Genomic DNA, 19,649 nt, shown 5'->3' with positions numbered 1-19,649 from the left:
TTTCCTATGGAAAAGGCCCGGATTGGTTATTTTATAGGAACGATTTGACGTGTTAAAAAATCAATAAATAATTTTACTTTCTTCGACAAAATCTTACGGTTTGGCCATGTGACATATAAGTGAAGCGGCTGACTGGTGTAGTCTTCCAAACATTTCTGTAATTTACCTTCTTTGTAGTAAGGCTCTGCAATAAACTCTGGAAGAAAGACAATACCGTGATCTTTTAGACACATATCTAATAATAATTCACCATTATTACAGGTCATCACAGGGAAACAATTAAAAGACACTTCTTTTTGATCTTTTTGGAAAATCAACTTCTTATGACGGCTATCTTGATAATAAATTAAAAATTTATGATCTTTGAGTTCCTCTAAAGAAGCGGGTAATCCATGCTGATTAAAATACTCAGGCGTTGCGTATAAGTAACGTTGATAGGTATTTAATATTTTACTATTTGCCAAATTTGGAGGAGAGCCATCTACACGAATGGTTAAATCAAATTTATTATTATTATTCATGTCTAATAGCTGATCTGTCATGAATAAATCAATTTTGATACTAGGGTATTTTTCAATAAAGTCTGAAATTATATTTTGAAGAAAAATATTGCTAAAAGACATGGGGGTATTGAGCTTGAGTTCACCTTCAGGGTACTGCTGATTGTAGTTAATTTCATAGGCAGCCCATTCAAACTCACTTAAAATGACTTTGCTATGTTGATAAAACTTTTCTCCACAAGAGGTGAGGTTCATCTGTCTTGTGGTTCTGGTTAATAGTGTAGTTTTTAGGTCATTTTCGAGGTAGCAAACGCGCTTGGCAACCAAGTCACGAGAGATATCGAGTGCTCTGGCTGCACTACTAAAATTACCATGTTCTACGACACTTACAAAAGTGGAAATACAGTCTAATCGATCCATGGATAAGCGAAAGTTAAAAAAATATATATCAATGATTAAACTATAAAAATTAAAAAGCAATCATTGTTTTTATTGTATTCATGCAGGATACAGATTCGTGCTGATTTGCTGTCTATGCTTTTACATTTTTATCTGTTTTGATAATGACCAGTAAGCAATTTTAATGCATTACTCATAAGGAATAATGGAGTTTACCCATGAATAAATCACTTTTAGAACAACTTTCACCAACGAATTGTCAGGTTATTTTTATTGATCACCAGCCACAAATGGCTTTTGGTGTGCAGTCAATAGACCGCCAAGTATTAAAAAATAATACTGTAGGGTTAGCAAAAGCAGCTAAAACGTTCAATATTCCTGTCACCATTACTACGGTTGAAACTGAAAGCTTCTCTGGCCATACCTATCCTGAGCTTTTAGATGTATTTCCCGATGCTCCATTATTAGAACGTACTTCAATGAATTCATGGGATGACCAAAAAGTACGTGATTCACTTGCAAAAAATAATCGTAAGAAAGTGATTGTTTCAGGTTTATGGACTGAAGTGTGCAATAACACTTTTGCTTTTGGTGCTATGCTTGAAGGCGATTATGAGATTTATATGGTTGCGGATGCTTCTGGTGGTACATCGAAAGAAGCGCACGATTATTCTATGCAACGTATGATTCAAGCAGGTGTTGTTCCAGTAACTTGGCAACAAGTATTACTTGAATGGCAACGTGATTGGGCACACCGTGATACCTATGATGCAGTTATGGCAATTGTACGTGAGCATTCTGGTGCTTATGGTATGGGCGTTGATTATGCTTATACGATGGTACATAAGGCACCTGAACGTACCACATCAAAACACGAAGTACTTGCACCAGTTCCTGCAAAATAAAATACTACTGATTTGGTAAAGGCATGTCTAGTATTCAATATTTAAGTGATATTAATACAGATATGCCTTTATTTTTAGAACGATAATTCACAAGAATGGAGTTCAGAATGACCGAAATAAATCTCATACTCAAAAACGGTAAAATCACAACTTTAGATCCAAAAAATCCAGAAGTACAAGCAATTGCCATAGCAGGCGGTAAAGTCGTATGCACAGGTACGAATGATGATGTCATGAAGCTCGCAACAGCGACGAGCAAAGTAGTAGACTTAAATGGCCGTCGCGTTATACCGGGTTTAAATGACAGCCATCTACATATTATTCGGGGTGGCCTGAACTACAATATGGAGCTGCGCTGGGAAGGTGTGCCATCCGTTGCTGATGCATTACGCTTACTCAAAGAACAAGCAGATAATACCCCAGCTCCACAATGGGTACGTGTGGTTGGTGGTTGGACTGAATTCCAGTTTGCCGAAAAGCGTTTACCGACTTTAGAAGAAATCAACAAAGCTGCACCAGATACTCCAGTATTTGTTTTACATTTATATGCTAGCGCCTTGTTGAACCGAGCGGCACTTGATGTCTTGGGTTTTAATAAAGACACACCAGACCCGCCCGGCGGCAAGATTGTACGAGATGAAAAGGGTGAGCCAACGGGTCTGTTGCTCGCAACTCCATCGGCTATGATTTTGTATTCGACCTTAGGGAAAGCACCGAAATTGCCAGTTGAAGATCAAGTCAATTCAACTCGTCATTTCATGCGTGAATTGAACCGATTAGGTATTACTTCTGCAATCGATGCGGGTGGCGGTGGGCAAAACTATCCTGAAGATTATGATGTGATTAAGCAATTGCATGATCAAAATCAAATGACAGTGCGAATTGCTTACAATCTATTTGCTCAAAAGGCAGGCCAAGAGCTTGATGACTATCGCCGTTGGACAGAAATGACATTCCCAGGCGATGGTGATGAGTTATTTAGAATGAATGGAGCAGGTGAGAACCTGACTTGGTCAGCGGGTGACTTTGAAGATTTCTATGAGCCACGTCCAGATTTACCAGAAAAAATGGAAGGTGAACTAGAAGCTATTGTAGAGCACTTGGCTGAAAAGAAATGGCCATTCCGTATTCATGCAACCTATGATGAAAGTATTAATCGTTTGCTCAATGTATTTGAGAAAGTAAATTCAAAACAGCCTTTTGCAACTCGATTTATTATTGACCATGCCGAAACTGTATCTGAGCGTAATATTGAACGTTTAGGTGCGTTGGGTGGTGGTATCGCCATTCAACACCGTATGGCCTACCAAGGTGAGATTTTCGTAAAACGCTATGGTGCCGAGGCTGCTCAGGCAACGCCACCAGTTAAGAAAATGTTAGAACTTGGTGTTCCTGTTGGTGCGGGCACAGATGCGACTCGTGTTGCCTCTTATAACCCTTGGGTGTGTTTGTATTGGCTAAGTACTGGTAAAACAGTCGGTGGTTTACCACTCTATGATGAAAAAAATCTGTTAGATCGCCAAACAGCGCTTATGCTCTGGACCAAAGGTTCGGCTTGGTTCTCTGGTGAAAAAGATGTCAAAGGTTCACTAACAGCAGGGGAACTCGCTGACTTGGTCGTGTTGTCTGATGACTACTTTAAAGTGGAAGCAGAAGATATCCAGTGGATTGAGTCTGTACTTACTGTCTTAGGTGGCAAAGTGGTCTATGCAGGGGCAGAGTTTAAGCACGACGATCCGCCGTTACCACCAGCTTCACCAACATGGTCACCAGTAAAGCGCTTCGGTGGTCAGTGGCGGTTATCTGAGAATCGTAATGCACCTTCTAATCAATCATTACAGTCACAAAGTGCTTTGTGTGCATGTGCTAGCAGCTGTGGTATGCATGGGCATAGCCATGCTTGGATGCTTGATATTCCTGTAAATGATAAGGACAAAAAATCTTTCTGGGGCGCACTTGGGTGCTCGTGTTTTGCATTTTAAATAAAACAGTATGGGAACCTGCTTCATTAAATGGCTTAACTCTCTAAGGTATGTACGATGAAAATGTACTTGTTATCTTTGGCTGTAGGGTTGCTTGTTGGTGTCTTATATTATGTTCTAAATGTTAAGTCACCAGCTCCACCTCTTGTTGCATTAGTCGGTTTATTGGGCATGGTGATAGGAGAGCAACTTCTTCCTTTCATTAAGTCTTATTTTTAACCTGTTTAATTCAAAAAAAGCTAAATGGTGTTATGCCATTTAGCTTTTTATATTAATAAGTATCTTTAATTACTTTATACGATGACCTTGCTCATCAATGATCACTTCGCCATCTTCTTTTGCGAAATAGCCTAAGTTTTCTACATCTAAAATATCAAGGACAATTTCAGAAGGGCGGCAAAGTCGTGTACCTTTTGGTGTAACCACGAAAGGACGATTAATTAAAATTGGATACTCCGCCATAAAATCAATTAACTGTTCCTCAGTCCAGTGACCTTGTTCCAACTCTAAATCTTTGTATGGATCAACATTTTTACGAATTGCTTCACGTACAGTTAAGTTTGAATCCTGAATGAGTTGTACCAGTTCAGCTTTCGTTGGAGGCGTTTGTAAATATTCAATAACGATAGGTTCAAGGCCTGCATGATGAATAAGCGCTAATGTATTACGTGAGGTTCCGCAAGCAGGGTTATGGTAAATCTTCACAGGATTTGTCATGACGAATTCACAATAAGTTGAGATATTGCATTTATATATGGATATGCGTATATTTGCAATAACAGATATTAAATGAGGAGCTGACATGGTCAACCAAGTTGATTTTTTTAAGTGTCTATCCGATTCAACACGACTAAACATTCTAAAACTTGTGTTAAATCAACAAAAAATTTGTGTTTGTGATTTGACCGAACAGCTTGATTTAAGCCAGCCGAAAATTTCAAGACATTTAGCATTGCTACGCACACATGGCATCTTACTTGATGCACGACAGGGACAATGGGTTTATTACAGTTTGAATCCCAATTTACCTGAGTGGGCTGTCGACGTTTTAAAAATTATAGGCGTGCAAGATGAAGATTCGATGAAACACCAATCTTCACAGTTTTCTTCTATTTCTACCTATTGTGAGTGAGGCCATGAAATTTTTATTTTTATGCACTGGAAACAGTTGCCGTAGCATTTTGTCAGAAGTTTTATTTAACAGCCGTGCACCAGAAGGTTGGAAAGCTTATAGCGCTGGTAGTAAACCATCAGGACAGGTACATCCATTAACGATTGAAACACTTGAAAATTTAGGCCTTCCCACAGATGGATTATGGAGTAAAACTATTGATGACTGTGAACAATATCAACCAGATGTTGTTATTACAGTCTGTGACTCCGCTGCACAAGAAGCATGCCCATTATATTTAGGTGGTGCGATCAAAGCACACTGGGGTTTAAGTGACCCATCTCACTTGGATTTGCCGAAAGAAGAAAAGCTTAAAGCATTCCAAGAGACCGTAGCTCATATTAATCGTCGTTTAGATGCATTGTTTGCACTTGATGTTGCGAATCTAAACCGTTCACATTTAATTGCTGAGATTAATGAAATCTCTCATATTGAGTAAGAGAGCAGACATGACTAAGCAAAAGCTTTCCTTTTTAGACCGAAATCTGACGCTATGGATTTTTATAGCCATGGCCTTAGGCTTGGCTATTGGAGTTTTCTTTCCTCAGGCCTCGGTTTCTTTGAACCAGATGAGTGTGGATAACGTTAATATCCCAATCGCAATCGGCTTAATTTTGATGATGTATCCACCTTTAGCAAAGGTTGACTACGCTACGTTACCGGAAGTATTTAAAGATAAAAAAACGTTGGCTTTGTCTTTAGTACAAAACTGGTTAATTGCTCCAATTTTGATGTTTGCTTTAGCGATTATTTTTCTCCATAACTATCCGGAATATATGACAGGTTTAATCCTGATAGGCTTGGCACGATGTATTGCAATGGTATTGGTCTGGAACGGTTTGGCATGTGGGGATAACCAATATGTTGCTGCTTTAGTTGCTTTTAACAGTATTTTCCAAATTTTATTTTTCAGTACCTATGCATGGTTATTCTTGACATTTTTGCCGCCTTATTTTGGTGTGGCTGGACAAGTCATTGATGTGAATTTCTGGACCATTACCCATGCGGTTTTGGTGTATTTGGGTATTCCATTTTTAATGGGGTTCTTGACGCGTTTGATTTTAGTCAAGTCGAAAGGTTTGGAATGGTATCAAACTAAATTTTTACCAAAAATTAGTCCGATTAGTTTAATTGCTCTACTTTTTACCATCGTGGCGATGTTTAGCCTAAAAGGTGGTGATGTAGTGAGCTTACCTTTAGATGTATTACGTATTGCAATCCCACTGACGATTTACTTTGTGTTGATGTTCTTCATTAGCTTCTTTATGAGTAAACGTATGGGGAATAACTATCCACGTACCACTGCTATTTCGTTTACTGCGGCTGGTAACAATTTTGAGTTAGCTTTAGCGGTTGCCATTGCAACATTTGGTTTGGCATCACCTGTGGCATTTACCACAGTGATTGGACCATTGGTTGAAGTTCCCGTTTTAATTTCACTCGTTACCGTTTCTCTTTGGTTAAAGAAAAAGTATTTCTCAGATGAACAGTCTTAATAATGATTTATCAAATGTAGTATTAGATCTTCTTGATAAGCCTACATTTGAGCAAGTGCAAGCACAGCAGCTTGAGCATCCACCTCGCATTTTATTGCTATATGGTTCTAATCGTGAACGTTCTTATAGTCGTTTTGCTGTGCTGACTGCTGGTCGAATCCTTGAATACTTAGGTGCTGAAGTCAAAATCTTTCATCCTAAAGGTTTACCTTTACCTGAGGATGCAGGAACTGATCATCCGAAAGTTCAAGAATTACATGCGCTTTTGGCTTGGGCAGAAGGTATGGTCTGGTGCTCACCTGAACGTCATGGTGCAATGAGTTCAATTTTAAAAGCCCAGATTGACTGGATTCCTTTGGCAGCCGGAGCAATCCGTGCAACTCAAGGTAAAACCTTGGCAGTCATGCAAGTTAGTGGTGGTTCGCAGTCATTTAATGCGGTCAATCAAATGCGTATTTTAGGGCGTTGGATGCGCATGATTACCATCCCAAATCAGTCTTCAGTTGCTAAAGCTTTTTTAGAGTTTGAAGAAGATGGCAGTATGAAACCATCCTCTTACTATGACCGAATCGTTGATGTTATGGAAGAATTGTATAAGTTCACTTTATTAACACGTGGGCAAAAACAGTATTTGACAGATCGCTATTCTGAGCGCAAAGAATCAGCAGAAGAGCTGTCAAAACGAGTAAATCAAAAATAAATAGTTTCATAAAAAAGTGCTCCACTCGGGGCACTTTTTATTGCTTAGTTTTTACACTCAGGCCATTGTGGGCAAAAGTTTTTGTAATAGTTCAATAAAATTTGAAACTTTGGCAGAGCTCTCATTTTCTCTTGTAATCAAGTAAATAGGCGCATTCATTTTTATTGAATCATCAAAATCGCGATACACAATTTCATGTTCCCAAAAGTTATGCATTGAGGCTGGCACAATCGTTATACCAATCCCAGCAGCAACTAAATTTAATGTTGCAGTTGGCCGAGGTGCTTCCTGAATAATACGTGGACTAAAACCTGCTTGGTAGCAACTATATAAAATATTGTCATATAAACCTTGTCCTGAAGAACGACGGTATAAAACAAAATTTTCATTTGATAAGTCATTTGAGCTAATTTTTTCTTTTTGTGTAAGTGGGTGGCCTATAGGCAATGCCACCATCATTGGTTCATCTAATATATGAAGATGTTTTAACCCGATATCACGGCTGATCGGTGCTCTTAAAAAAGCAATATCAAGTTTCTCGGAGATTAACCAATCTAACTGTTTTTGGCTGCCTGCTTCTTCAAGTTTGGTTTGTACCTTTGGATATATTTCTCGATATGAGCGCAATACTAATGAAATAAGAGGATGCAAACCTGCGGAACTTGTAAAACCAATATTGAGTTGACCAGTTTTACCTTGGCTAACATCTTGGACTAATTTCGGAATATGTCTGGCATGTTCTAATAAAAGTTGTGCTTCTTTAAATAAGGCTAAACCAGCCTCAGTTGGTTCAATTCCTCGAGGCTGGCGAATAAGTAATTGTGTGCCGAGTTCTTCTTCCAGCTTTTTAAGTAAACGCGTTAGAGGTGGCTGTTGAATAAACAATCGGTTTGCGGCATGCGTAATATTCCTTTCTTCAACTACCACAACAAAGGCATGGAGCTTATGTAAATCGAGCATAGGAATACCTTTATGGTATGGCAGATGAAAATAAAAGCATTTGTAGATATATCACAAAAGTATCATTCTATCTTGGTCAGATAAAGTGAAAAGTAACGAAAATGAACCATGTTGAGATTGCTGTGCAGAAGGAGAGTGTCCCGACCTGCACAGAGTTATTTTTAGGTTTTTTAACATTAGGTTTAATTGGATTCGGTGGCGTGCTGCCTTTAGCCCGTAAAGTTATTGTAGAGCAGAGGCAGTGGTTAAGCCCTGAAAAATTCACTGAGTTACTTGGTCTGTGTCAATTTTTACCAGGCGGCAATATTATTAATTTATCGGTTGCGATTGGCATGGAGTTTCGCGGTGTTCGTGGGGCAGTGAGCTCACTCATTGGTCTGATCCTTGCACCTACGATAATTGTTGTACTTTTACATTATGTTTATGAGCAGTTCCAAGATAATTTAATGGTTAAGCATCTTTTTGAAGGTTTAGCTGCTGCTGCGGCTGGGCTTCTAGTTGCAACAGGTTTAAAAATGCTTAAGCCATTGTTACGTAATCCATTAGCGATTTGCGTAGTGGTTGCTGCAATTATCAGTATTGCTTTTCTAAAAATCTCTTTACTAGTGACTATGCTGATTTTGTTGGCATTTTACTCGGCAATCATTTGGAGACGTGTGTAATGGGTGCAGTTCTACTTACTTTAGCGATCATTTTTACTCAATTGTCTCTTATTGCATTTGGTGGTGGAAATACGATTTTGCCTGAGATGCAACGCCAAGTAGTTGATATTCATCACTGGATGACGGCGCAAGAATTTAGTGCATTGTTCGCCATGGCCCAAGCTGCACCCGGTCCGAACATGATGATTGTACCGTTGGTGGGATGGCATGTAGCAGGGTTGTCAGGTCTACTTGTAACGTCTACCGCTAAATTTTTACCTTCATCTCTAATTACTGTATTTGTGATGAGAGGCTGGTCAAAATTTAAAGATAAAAAATGGAGACGTGTTTTACAGCTTGCTTTACAACCTGTCACTGTGGGAACTGTACTTGCTAGTGCTTGGATTATTTCTGAGGCAGCGGCAATAAATACGTTACTCATTATTATGGTAGTCATTGCGACTTTATTATCTTTAATTAAAAAGGTTCATCCTTTACATGTCTTGATTGCTGGGGCTGTATTTGGTGTGGTCTTACTCTAGTTTAACCAGTTTGCCGACCTGCGCTGGATGAGTTCAGGTTGGCTTTTTTGATTTGAAGTAAATAATAATTAAATCTAAAAAACCGATCAAATATATAAAAACATACTGTTTTACCTATTTTATGTTTTCACGTACTATGCATCTATTGAAAGAATTTGGATGCATTGGAGTAAAAAACAGATGTTAGATCAAAACATTAAAACTCAATTAAAAGCTTACTTAGAACGTCTAGAAAGTCCAATCGAATTAGTTGCTGCTTTAGATGAATCAGATAAAGCTGCTCAAATTAAAGAACTAGTGAGTGAAATCGCTGAGCTTTCTGACAAAGTGACTGCCCGTTTTGACGGTAACAATACACGTCGTCCAAGCTTTGGTGTGGCTAAAGCAGGTGAACAGCCTCGTGTGTTCTTTGCAGGCTTACCAATGGGCCATGAGTTTACGTCTTTGATCTTGGCGCTGTTACAGGTGTCTGGCTATGCACCTAAAGTGTCGGATGAAGTGCTTAACCAGATTAAAGGTTTAAACCTCAAAGCCAACTTTGATGTGTTTGTATCACTCAGCTGTCATAACTGTCCGGATGTGGTACAGGCGCTTAACCTGATCGCGATTTATAATCCGAACACTACAGCAACCATGATTGATGGTTCATTCTTCCAAGACGAAGTGGAACAACGCAAAATCATGGCTGTACCAATGGTATTCCAAGACAATGAACACATTGGTCAAGGTCGTATGACCATTGAAGAGATTGTGGCAAAACTTGATACCAACTCAGCTGAAAAAGATGCAGCAGCACTGAATGCCAAAGATGCTTTTGATGTGTTGGTGATTGGTGGTGGCCCTGCAGGTGCAACAGCTGCAATCTATGCTGCACGTAAAGGTATTAACACAGGTATCGTGGCTGAACGCTTTGGTGGTCAGGTCATGGATACCATGGACATTGAAAACTTCACTTCTGTGCAAAAAACTCAAGGTCCTAAGTTTGCTGCTGAAATGGAAGCGCATGTTCGTGAATACGATGTTGATATCATGAATTTGCAACGTGTCAGCAAAATCGTTGGTGCAGATCAAACTGCAAATGGCTTGGTTGAAGTTGAACTTGAAAACGGTGCAAAGCTTGAATCGAAAACAGTGATCCTTTCAACAGGTGCACGTTGGAGAGAGATGAATGTACCGGGTGAGCAAGAATACCGTACCCGTGGTGTCGCGTACTGCCCACACTGTGATGGTCCGTTGTTCAAAGGTAAACGTGTTGCTGTGATTGGTGGCGGTAACTCAGGCGTAGAAGCTGCAATTGATCTTGCAGGGATTGTTGAGCATGTAACTCTGGTTGAGTTCGACACTAAACTTCGTGCAGACCAAGTGTTGCAAAACAAATTGCATAGCTTGCCAAACACAACGGTGATTATGAATGCCTTAAGTACCGAAGTGTTAGGCGACGGATCACAAGTGACTGGCCTTAAATATAAAGACCGTGCCACTGATGAAGAGCATGTGGTCGAGCTTGCAGGGATCTTTGTACAGATTGGTTTACTCCCAAATACTGACTTCTTGAAAGACAGTGAAGTTGAATTAACTAACCGTGGCGAGATCATTGTGAATGACCGCAACGAAACCAATGTACAAGGTGTATTTGCTGCGGGTGACTGTACCACTGTACCTTACAAGCAAATCATTATTGCTACAGGTGAAGGTGCTAAAGCATCACTCTCTGCGTTTGATTACATCATCCGTTCTGGGCAGTAAAATTTAATCCCAAAACGAAAGAGCCAAAGGGGAACCTTTGGCTCTTTTCTTTTTATGGTTTATATAACCCGTGTTCGACTAAATGCTCTCGTAAAATACGGCGCAATTCTAATACAGCTTGAGGTGTAAGCTGGATGGAATGACCACCTGGAAGAACTTTCTCAGATTTTGCTCCGTCTAAGTGAGCACTTTTGTACGGGACGATGCCATCGGTAATCACATTTGGATCATCACTCTTAGTAATATTTCCCATAATTGAATGGAAAACTAATCCTTGGTGTGGATTAATATTTTTAGTCAGCTCCATAAATTTAGATTGATGACTTAAATCGCTTGGTCCATTTTGAATCAAACCATTATCAATATTACTCAAGAAATCCTTAACATCTAAATTTTCGGTTGTCAGTGACGTGGCAACAGCCGACAAAAATGCACCAGGTAAACGAATAATTTTACGCGCTGCTAAAGTAAACCAGCGATCAGCATAATCTGTACCGCGATGAGGGGAAGCCAAGAAAATCGCACGATCAAAATTATTGATTGAATGCATTTGCAATCGTTCAGTGACCATTGGATGTTTCTTAAAGCGGTTTTGCTGACGGATCGTCATTAACTCTAAGGCAGGTTTAGTAATATCTCCATCACTGACCAGTAAACGGCTGATAATGCCTCCCATGCTATGTCCAACAAGAACAGCATCATGTGCGGCAGGGTCACTTGGGTTTAGTGAACTAAAAGCTTGTTTAAGCAGAGCATAAATCTGGAAACGGCTTTCTAAAATCGGCATGTTAGTCGAATAAAAAACTTGCCAAACTTGATAATTATCTCTTAAAACCGTATCGCCCATAACATCATTGGTGAGTGCAATCCACGCTTCGGGACTACTGGCTAAGCCATGTACTAACACAATAATTTTCTTATTGGGATTGTATGGTTCAAGCATGTAGAGATGCGGCATAGTTAAATGCTGATCGCGGTCAATCAGAGTTAAATAAGCTGCGACCCCTAAATTATTTTCGGCCAACCATAGACCGTAAGGCGCAGAAAAGTTAGCAGCTAGAGGATATTGTTTCCCCGCTACATTAATATTATCTGTTCGATAAGGATCATAAACTCGGATCACGAATTCTGGATTATTAATGATTTCTTCGACGGTAGTCGCATGTTTGGGTTCAGCAACAATAGTCGCAGCCAAGTAGCGTGCATGATGAATATTTGGATTAACACCATTTTTGTAATTGTATTTAAGTGGATCTAAAATATATTCATTAATATCTTCTTTTCCTGAGCTAGGAAAAACAGCAACAAATTCAGATCCAAAACCATCACGGCGGTTAATGGTTCTTAAGCCTGAAAAATTTAAGTTATAACTCGAAATTAATTTTTCTAATTTTTGGCCTGATAGTTGTTTATGAAATTCAAAATCAATTGAGTAAACACTTTTACCAATATGAATTTGCGGTTCAACAACATTTTTTTGTGGGTATCTTAAATCATAAATACTCACCATTTTTGCTATGGCTTGGTTATAGAAGTCACGTATTTGAACTTGTCTATTATCAAAAATACGGTCATTAGGCTGACGTTTTGTTGAAAACAAATACGCATAGCTATAGCGAATACTTTTATCCAATAAACTCAATTGATGATCTAAACAATCATCATATCTATTTTGGATATTCTTTTGTTCTTCTTCAGACTTATGCTTAGTAAATCTACTTGTTTTACAATCAGATGTATTTGATAAAGTCATAGCTTTTGCCAAATACATTTCACTTGCAGCTGATAAGAATTGCTCATCTACAATTTGGGGAAGATTTTTGAGTTGATTTACGCAAATCTCTGGTTTATCTGTACAAACTTTAGCTTCCTGACCAGACATGGATAAAACATTCAGGCTCGCTTCGCTGAGTTTGTCTTGCGTTAGAATGCTATTACGTTCATTAGCAATAGTTACATTCAAATCTTGCTGTTTAACATTTACGACTTGACAACCACTCAGAATTGAACCGAGTAGTATGACCGTCAACTGTATTTTGCTTCTTTTTATTGAAAACATTATGGTCAAAATATAGTGGCTCAATGGTAGGTAGATCATACAAATTTTAAGATATTTTTCAAATGATCAAATATAAAAAAGGGCTGTCAAATCAGCCCTTTTTTATAGCATTAAGTTTATTTTTTAGGTTCGGCTGCGGAAGTTGTTGCTGACATTGCTGGGTTAGTTAAAACTTGCCATACGTTCCAACGGCCTTGTTTTTCAATTTCTTGAATTAAACGATCCGCAATTTCGGCTTCATCTGGATATTTAACTTTATAATTCTTGAGCGTCTGGATAGCATTTTTCTTCTGCTCCATCGCAATATAATTATTTGCAGCAGCTAAATATGCCTCTTGAACATTAGCTTTAATTGCTTTGTTTAAATATGGAATGGCTTCACGTTGGCCACCACCTTCAGATAAACCAAAACCGAACCAGAAATTTGTTTCCGCGTCATCAGGACTAATTTTCAAAAGTCTTTGAGCATATTCTAAAGATTTAGTTGTATGAACAGTACCTAAATCAAGGTTACGTGCAAGAACACTTGCTTTAAAAGCACGAATTAGAATATCAAATGATGCATTTGGATTTGCAGCAAGTGTATCCAGTTGCTGTGTAACTTCTTTGAGTTTACTTTCAAAGCCTTTACGTTCTTGACGGTCAGTAAAGCGTGGTGGGTAGTGACGTGCTTTACCTTCTACTAATTGTAAAAAGTCATCAATAGTAGTCACGTCAATTTCATTCTCACCAGCTAAAACTGCATATTTCATTGAACGTTGTGAATTATTGACAGTCGGAACGATCAGCTTATTGACGTCGAGAGTAAGTTGTTTAGTTGGGTCATCTTGACGATTAACCACCATTTTCGTTACAGGCTGTGCAGCAGCTTCTTTTAATGCAACTTCAAATGCTGGGGGCTGATCATAGTTAAAAGGATTTAGTGCATAAAAAGGAGGAGTAAGCTCTGGTTCCTTGAAAACAAAAGGCTCAATTTTTTGTTCTTTTAGGGGGGCCATTGTACAAGCGGTTAAACTTGAGGTCGCAAGGATTATATATGCCAAAGGCTTAAAATTCATAGGATCTTCCGTTCATTTTAGTAAAGTCAGATTTGGTACAGGTAAGTCTAGGAAAAGCTAAACAGACATGCAAGGGTAAGCGTGTTACAGTATGAATCAAGAATATTACGTTTTTGATGTCTTATCTTGTGCACCGCATTCACGACGAACTTCTTCAATATTTTTTAGTTCTTCATCGCTAAAAGGCTGTTCATCCTGACTTTCTTTTTTGAAGCTAGGATCTAGCTCTGATAAACGCTGGCATAAATTATTCATACGTGTTTCGTTGTGCTGAATACGATCAAGTAAAACACGCATACCTTCTAAAATAGGGTCTGACTGATCAGCAGTTGTCGCATATGGGGCAAAGCCAATACTTTGTGCATAATCACGACGACGTTCTTCATCTTTATTCTTGTCGGTGGCATCTTTATAAATATAGCGAGCAGGGTTTCCTACAGCGGTCACACCAGCAGGGACTGCTTTAGTCACTACAGCATTTGAACCGACTTTAGCGCCTTTACCAACTGTAAATGGACCTAAAATTTTTGCACCAGCGCCAACAACCACACCATCTTCTAAAGTTGGGTGACGTTTGCCAGTCTTCCATGTTGTACCACCTAAGGTCACACCATGATAAAGCGTAACATCATCACCAATTTCAGCCGTTTCACCAATCACAACACCCATGCCATGATCAATAAAAAAACGTTTACCGATTTTGGCACCTGGGTGAATTTCAATACCTGTTGCAAAACGACTAAATGAAGAAAGAAGGCGAGCAGCACCTTTACAATCTTTTTGCCATAATTCATGAGCAACACGATGCATCATGATCGCATGAATGCCAGGGTAGGTCGTGAGAACTTCGAGAGTATTGCGGGCAGCAGGATCTCGCGCAAATACAGCCTTTATATCTTCTTTCAGCTGTTTAAGCATTGGATTGATCCTCCTTGTCAGATAATGTCTTTTTCCATTTACCACTGGTTAGGGCTTGTACACGACTAAAAATACCGCGAAGTAAATGATATTCCATACGATCTAATTGTATACGACCAAATAAACGACGCAAGCGTAAAGGTAATAAACGTGGATTGTCTGGATCTAAAAATTCAATTTCAGTCAGCATTTTCTCTAGATGAGGATAAAACTCTTCCATTTGTCGCTGAGTAACCAGAGGCTCATCCCATTGCATACTTTGGCCTTGCACTAGTGGCATTTCATCTGCATCTTGATCCACGTTTTGTTGTTCCAGAGCTGACATGCGAAGCTCGTAACATACAACTTGAATCGCTTGCGCAACATTTAATACGCCATAGTCAGGATTGACAGGAATCGTTAAATGATAATTTGCTAGTGCTAATTCTTCGTTGGTTAAACCACGATCTTCACGGCCAAAAACAATCGCAATTTGTTGTCCTTGAGTAGTAGCCTTAATAGCTTCTTTGGCAGCAGGTCGCACGTCAAGTAAAGGCCAAGGAATAGTACGGCTACGTGCACTTGTTCCAAATACTAAATGGCAATCTTTAATAGCATCTTCTAAAGTATCGACAATCTCAAGATGTTCAAATAAATCTTGGGCACCAGCAGCAAGCGCTTGTATGTCTGGGTGGGGATATGTTTTAGGCGCAACAAGAACTAATTTAATTAGCCCCATTGTTTTCATAGCACGTAACGCACTGCCAATATTGGCAGGTAAGGTTGTGTTTACCATGACAATACGCACTTGTGCTAATTGTTTTGACACAGTGTTGTGATCAAACGAACTCATAAGATTTCCAGAAATTACGAATATTGAGAAACTTCGCTTTGGTATAAATCCAATGCATCGTCCATAGTCATGTCCGCGTGAGGGGAAGCAACGGTTTGCGGACGAGTAGGTTCTGCTGCTTTAGCTGCTTTCGACTTTACTTGATATTCAATGTAAATATTATCTTTACCAAAATAATCTCTGAGTTTAGCAAGTAATTCATCGAGAGGAGCAACTTTCCATTGCGGACCAAGTTGAAGCTCGGCTTGAGCATAAGGTTGATCAATCTGTAGCTGTAGAGTGATATGTTGATGCATATCTACATTGCAAAATGGCAAGATTATGTTTTGTAAATCTTTTGCCAAAGTGGCTTGCATAAACTCTTCTGTTAATTTGATCTGAATACTGTTAGCACGTTTTTGTCGTATTTCATTTAAAGTAAAAGCCTTAGTTAAACGGCCCATCGGACGTTCAAAGCCTTCTCTTTCATAAATTTCGCCTTCAAAGACAACAACACGTTCAACTTGAATAATATCTTTAAAACGTTGGAAACGTTCATGGTTGCAACTTACTTCAATACGAGCTGTACCATCATCTAGTATAATAACTACGCGATTTGGGAAGTTTGCGACGTCAATGACTAAACCTGCATAGACTGTTGTAACACCACGACGTGTAGCCGTAATTTCATTAAGTTTTACAGGAATAAAAGCTTTAAGCTCTTGGCGGTAAACATCAATTGGGTGACCAGTGAGATATAGACCAAGCGTGTCTTTTTCGCCTTGTAGACGAACTTCATCACTCCACGGTTTAACAGGTTTAGCTGGCTTACGCTGAACTTCATCAACCTCACCAAATAAATCCATAATACCGCTTTCACGGTTACTGCGCGCTTGTTCGGCAGCTTGAACAGCTTCAGGCAATTGCGCCATTAAGCTTGCGCGTTCAATTCCTAAGCAATCGAGTGCACCTGCACGAATCAACGCTTCAAGAGTACGCTTATTGATTTTCTTCAAATCAATACGATGGCAAAAATCGAATAGATCTGAATAAGGACCAAATTGTCGACGAGAGTCAATAACTGACTGCATCGCTTGTTCGCCAACGCCTTTAATTGCACCTAAACCATACACAATAGTTTTATCATCGCTCGCATGGAAATGATAAGTTGACATATTGACGGATGGTGGTAAAACTTCCAGGCCATTATTTCGGCAGTCATCAATTAAAAATACAACACTGTCGGTGTTCTGCATTTCCGATGACATTACCGCTGCCATAAACTCAGCAGGATAATGTGCTTTTAACCATGCAGTGTGATAAGCAACGAGGGCATAAGCTGCGGCGTGAGATTTGTTGAAACCATAGCCTGCGAACTTTTCCATATAGTCAAAGATATGGTTGGCTGTACTTTCATCAATCCCTTTTTCTGCAGCACCTGCCAAGAAAATTTGGCGCTGCTTAACCATCTCCTCAGGTTTCTTTTTACCCATTGCACGACGTAGTAAGTCCGCGCCACCGAGCGTATAACCCGCACAGATCTGTGCAGTCTGCATCACCTGTTCTTGGTAAACCATAATCCCGTAAGTTGGCTCTAATACACCTTCAAGAAGTGGGTGAAGATATTCAAAATCTCCACCATGCATACGGTGAATAAAGTCAGGAATAAGATCCATTGGACCAGGACGGTACAATGATACGAACGCAATAATCTCTTCAAATTTACTTGGACGTGCTTCTTTAAGCATTCGTTTCATGCCGACGGATTCAAACTGGAATACCGCGGTTGTATTTGCATCGGCAAAGACAGAATATGCTTTAGCATCATCAAGTGGAACATGCGAAATTATGAGCGGATTATTACTATCGCGATTTTTATTAATATTTTGAATTGCGTCTTCAATAACGGTTAAGTTACGTAAACCCAAGAAGTCGAATTTGACGAGACCTGCTGCTTCTACATCGTCTTTATCATATTGAGCAACACGGCTGGTTCCGTCTTCATCACAAAGCACAGCCGAGAAATCGGTAATCTTACCTGGTGCAATAACAACACCGCCGGCATGTTTACCAGTATTTCGAGTGATACCTTCCAATTTTAATGCCATTTCCCAGATTTCACTCGCGTCATCATTATCTGGGTTAGATGGGTTGGTAACGATATCTTTAAGCTGAGGTTCCATCTCGATAGCAGTGGCTAAGTCCACACCCAGCGGTTTAGTGGGCACCATTTTTGAGATACGGTCAGCTAAACCGTAAGATTTGCCTAATACACGGGCAACGTCGCGAATTGCACCTTTTGCCGCCATCGTACCGAAAGTTGCAATTTGCGACACGGCTTCACGTCCATAGGTACGGGAAACATAATCAATGACGCGGTCACGTCCAGCAATACAGAAGTCGACATCAAAGTCGGGCATCGAAACACGTTCTGGGTTTAAGAAACGTTCGAAAAGTAGATCGTAACGAAGAGGATCAAGGTCGGTAATTTTTAAGCTATATGCAACGAGTGAACCCGCACCTGAACCACGGCCAGGTCCGACAGGAACGCCATTATTTTTTGCCCACTGGATGAAGTCCATGACGATAAGGAAGTAACCAGGAAAACCCATTTTGAGGATAATGCCGACTTCGTAATCAATTCGTTCATCGTAAGGTTTACGAATCTCTGGCCAGTCTTCACCACGTTTTTCAACTGGGTAAAGATAATCTAAACGTTCTTCTAGACCTACTTTTGATAAATGCTCAAAGTAAGTGTCAATGGTAAAGCCATCTGGAATTGGATAGTCAGGTAAAAAGTAGGTGCCGAGTTGTAGGCTAACATTACAGCGTTTTGCAATATTGTAGGTATTTTCGATAGCACTTGGGATATCTGAAAACAACTCAATCATTTCGTCCGAGGTTTTAAAATGTTGCTCAGGACTATATAAGCGTGGACGACGGTCATCTGCTAATACATAGCCATCAGCAATACAAACACGGGCTTCGTGAGCTTCAAAATCTTCTTTTTCTACAAAGTGCACATCATTATGTGCAACTACACCCACATTATATTGAGCAGCAAGTTTAGCGGCTTCTTGAATAAAGTCTTCTTCACCGGGACGATCGGTACGTGTTAAAGCCAGATAAACACGGTTACCAAATTTTTCGATCCATGCTTCTAAAAGCGGAGCTGCTTTTTGAGGGTTAGATGAGCAAAGCATCTGACCCACATCACTATGTTGACCAAGTAAAACAATAATATCTTGATGCTGTTCAAGCACCCATTCTTTTTTTACACATGGAATACTAAGTTGTTGACCTTCAATAAAACCGCGTGAAACGATTTCGGTGAGACTTTTCCAGCCTACATTACTCATTGCAAGTAAAGTTGCACGATGTTGAGCATCGTCAAGGCGGATTGTGCTACCTAAAAGCGGTTTAATTCCTTTTTTTAAACAAGAATTATAAAATTTTACGGCTGCATGCAGGTTTGATAGATCGGTTAATGCCAGCGCAGGCATTTGGTCTTTAACCGCAGCGTTGACCAAGTCAGGTATGCGAACTATCGACTCTGTAATCGAAAATTCTGTATAAATACCGAGATGAACAAACTGCATAAACCAATCCTTAATACGACTGCAGCATAGTTTAGCACGCAAAGTTAAAACGAAATGCTTAATATTTTGGCAAACTGTTAAGGATTTTATTATTTAAGAAGAATGATTTGAATATCTATTGTACAGATTTAATATAAAAGAGCTTATTTTTAAGAAATAGGA

18 protein-coding genes are annotated in these 19,649 nt (G+C 39.5%); 10 read left to right on the top strand and 8 right to left on the bottom strand.

Annotated features, from left to right (window positions below; all coding sequences use genetic code 11):
- Positions 1-26 precede the first annotated feature (26 nt).
- The gene (locus HJG58_RS02370) at positions 27-920 is read right to left on the bottom strand and encodes a LysR family transcriptional regulator (RefSeq protein ID WP_170247792.1); all 894 of its coding nucleotides are present in this window, start codon (positions 918-920) and stop codon (positions 27-29) included.
- 197 nt (positions 921-1,117) lie between these two features.
- Here HJG58_RS02370 and HJG58_RS02365 point away from each other — a divergent pair, with 197 nt between their 5' ends.
- The 3 genes from HJG58_RS02365 to HJG58_RS02355 all read left to right on the top strand — a co-directional run bounded on the left by HJG58_RS02365 (position 1,118) and on the right by HJG58_RS02355 (position 4,005).
- A complete protein-coding gene (locus HJG58_RS02365) occupies positions 1,118-1,804 on the top strand; it encodes a hydrolase (RefSeq protein WP_003651277.1) in 687 nt (228 codons plus the stop codon).
- Between the two features lie 107 nt (positions 1,805-1,911).
- Complete coding sequence (locus HJG58_RS02360; protein WP_170247791.1) at positions 1,912-3,786, top strand: amidohydrolase; 1,875 nt, start codon at positions 1,912-1,914, stop codon at positions 3,784-3,786.
- Between the two features lie 57 nt (positions 3,787-3,843).
- On the top strand, positions 3,844-4,005 hold the full coding sequence (locus HJG58_RS02355; RefSeq protein WP_000784879.1) for a DUF1427 family protein: 162 nt from the start codon (positions 3,844-3,846) through the stop codon (positions 4,003-4,005).
- A gap of 69 nt (positions 4,006-4,074) precedes the next feature.
- On the opposite strand, the gene arsC is transcribed toward HJG58_RS02355, so the two are convergent.
- Entirely contained in the window at positions 4,075-4,503 is a 429-nt protein-coding gene (gene arsC, locus HJG58_RS02350) for an arsenate reductase (glutaredoxin) (protein ID WP_170247790.1), read from the bottom strand.
- Positions 4,504-4,588: 85 nt separating this feature from the next.
- Between arsC and HJG58_RS02345 the strand changes: the two genes are divergently transcribed.
- From HJG58_RS02345 to arsH, 4 genes are read left to right on the top strand one after another with little or no spacing between them, the layout of a single operon-like run.
- The gene (locus tag HJG58_RS02345; protein ID WP_005069740.1) at positions 4,589-4,918 is read left to right on the top strand and encodes a metalloregulator ArsR/SmtB family transcription factor; all 330 of its coding nucleotides are present in this window, start codon (positions 4,589-4,591) and stop codon (positions 4,916-4,918) included.
- A 4-nt stretch (positions 4,919-4,922) separates the two neighbouring features.
- Positions 4,923-5,396 carry an arsenate reductase ArsC gene (locus HJG58_RS02340; protein ID WP_130118462.1) on the top strand — a complete coding sequence of 158 codons (474 nt, stop codon included), beginning with the start codon at positions 4,923-4,925 and terminating at the stop codon, positions 5,394-5,396.
- A gap of 10 nt (positions 5,397-5,406) precedes the next feature.
- Complete coding sequence (gene arsB / locus HJG58_RS02335) at positions 5,407-6,453, top strand: ACR3 family arsenite efflux transporter (RefSeq protein ID WP_170247789.1); 1,047 nt, start codon at positions 5,407-5,409, stop codon at positions 6,451-6,453.
- Positions 6,440-7,153: an arsenical resistance protein ArsH gene (gene arsH, locus HJG58_RS02330; protein ID WP_068564293.1), complete on the top strand. Its 714-nt coding sequence runs from the start codon at positions 6,440-6,442 to the stop codon at positions 7,151-7,153. Before arsB ends, arsH begins: the two co-directional genes overlap by 14 nt.
- A 57-nt stretch (positions 7,154-7,210) precedes the next feature.
- On the opposite strand, the gene HJG58_RS02325 is transcribed toward arsH, so the two are convergent.
- A complete protein-coding gene (locus HJG58_RS02325) occupies positions 7,211-8,113 on the bottom strand; it encodes a LysR family transcriptional regulator (protein WP_033849754.1) in 903 nt (300 codons plus the stop codon).
- A gap of 101 nt (positions 8,114-8,214) precedes the next feature.
- Between HJG58_RS02325 and HJG58_RS02320 the strand changes: the two genes are divergently transcribed.
- The 3 genes from HJG58_RS02320 (at position 8,215) to ahpF (ending at position 11,042) form a co-directional block, all read left to right on the top strand.
- Complete coding sequence (locus HJG58_RS02320; protein ID WP_001017026.1) at positions 8,215-8,775, top strand: chromate transporter; 561 nt, start codon at positions 8,215-8,217, stop codon at positions 8,773-8,775.
- Positions 8,775-9,296, top strand: a complete 522-nt coding sequence (locus tag HJG58_RS02315; protein ID WP_000501457.1) for a chromate transporter — start codon at positions 8,775-8,777, stop codon at positions 9,294-9,296. Before HJG58_RS02320 ends, HJG58_RS02315 begins: the two co-directional genes overlap by 1 nt.
- Before the next feature lie 180 nt (positions 9,297-9,476).
- Positions 9,477-11,042 carry an alkyl hydroperoxide reductase subunit F gene (ahpF, locus tag HJG58_RS02310; protein ID WP_216076488.1) on the top strand — a complete coding sequence of 522 codons (1,566 nt, stop codon included), beginning with the start codon at positions 9,477-9,479 and terminating at the stop codon, positions 11,040-11,042.
- Positions 11,043-11,094: 52 nt separating this feature from the next.
- Here the strand turns inward: ahpF and HJG58_RS02305 are convergent, their stop codons facing one another.
- The 5 genes from HJG58_RS02305 to dnaE all read right to left on the bottom strand — a co-directional run bounded on the left by HJG58_RS02305 (position 11,095) and on the right by dnaE (position 19,487).
- Positions 11,095-13,101, bottom strand: a complete 2,007-nt coding sequence (locus HJG58_RS02305; protein WP_170247787.1) for an esterase/lipase family protein — start codon at positions 13,099-13,101, stop codon at positions 11,095-11,097.
- Positions 13,102-13,217: 116 nt separating this feature from the next.
- Positions 13,218-14,159, bottom strand: coding sequence for an ABUW_2363 family tetratricopeptide repeat lipoprotein (locus HJG58_RS02300; RefSeq protein WP_216076487.1), 942 nt, complete (start codon positions 14,157-14,159; stop codon positions 13,218-13,220).
- A 105-nt stretch (positions 14,160-14,264) separates the two neighbouring features.
- Positions 14,265-15,077 carry a serine O-acetyltransferase gene (gene cysE, locus HJG58_RS02295; RefSeq protein WP_170247786.1) on the bottom strand — a complete coding sequence of 271 codons (813 nt, stop codon included), beginning with the start codon at positions 15,075-15,077 and terminating at the stop codon, positions 14,265-14,267.
- Positions 15,070-15,909 (bottom strand): RNA methyltransferase, encoded by an 840-nt coding sequence (locus tag HJG58_RS02290; RefSeq protein ID WP_171545196.1) that lies wholly within the window; start codon positions 15,907-15,909, stop codon positions 15,070-15,072. Before HJG58_RS02290 ends, cysE begins: the two co-directional genes overlap by 8 nt.
- A 14-nt stretch (positions 15,910-15,923) precedes the next feature.
- A complete protein-coding gene (gene dnaE / locus HJG58_RS02285; protein ID WP_170247785.1) occupies positions 15,924-19,487 on the bottom strand; it encodes a DNA polymerase III subunit alpha in 3,564 nt (1,187 codons plus the stop codon).
- Between the last annotated feature and the right edge of the window lie 162 nt (positions 19,488-19,649).

The organism is Acinetobacter geminorum, assembly GCF_013009345.1.
In the GTDB taxonomy this organism is placed as follows: domain Bacteria; phylum Pseudomonadota; class Gammaproteobacteria; order Pseudomonadales; family Moraxellaceae; genus Acinetobacter; species Acinetobacter geminorum.
Note: the sequence above shows the minus strand (reverse complement) of the source record. Positions and strands in the feature narration are given on the sequence as shown.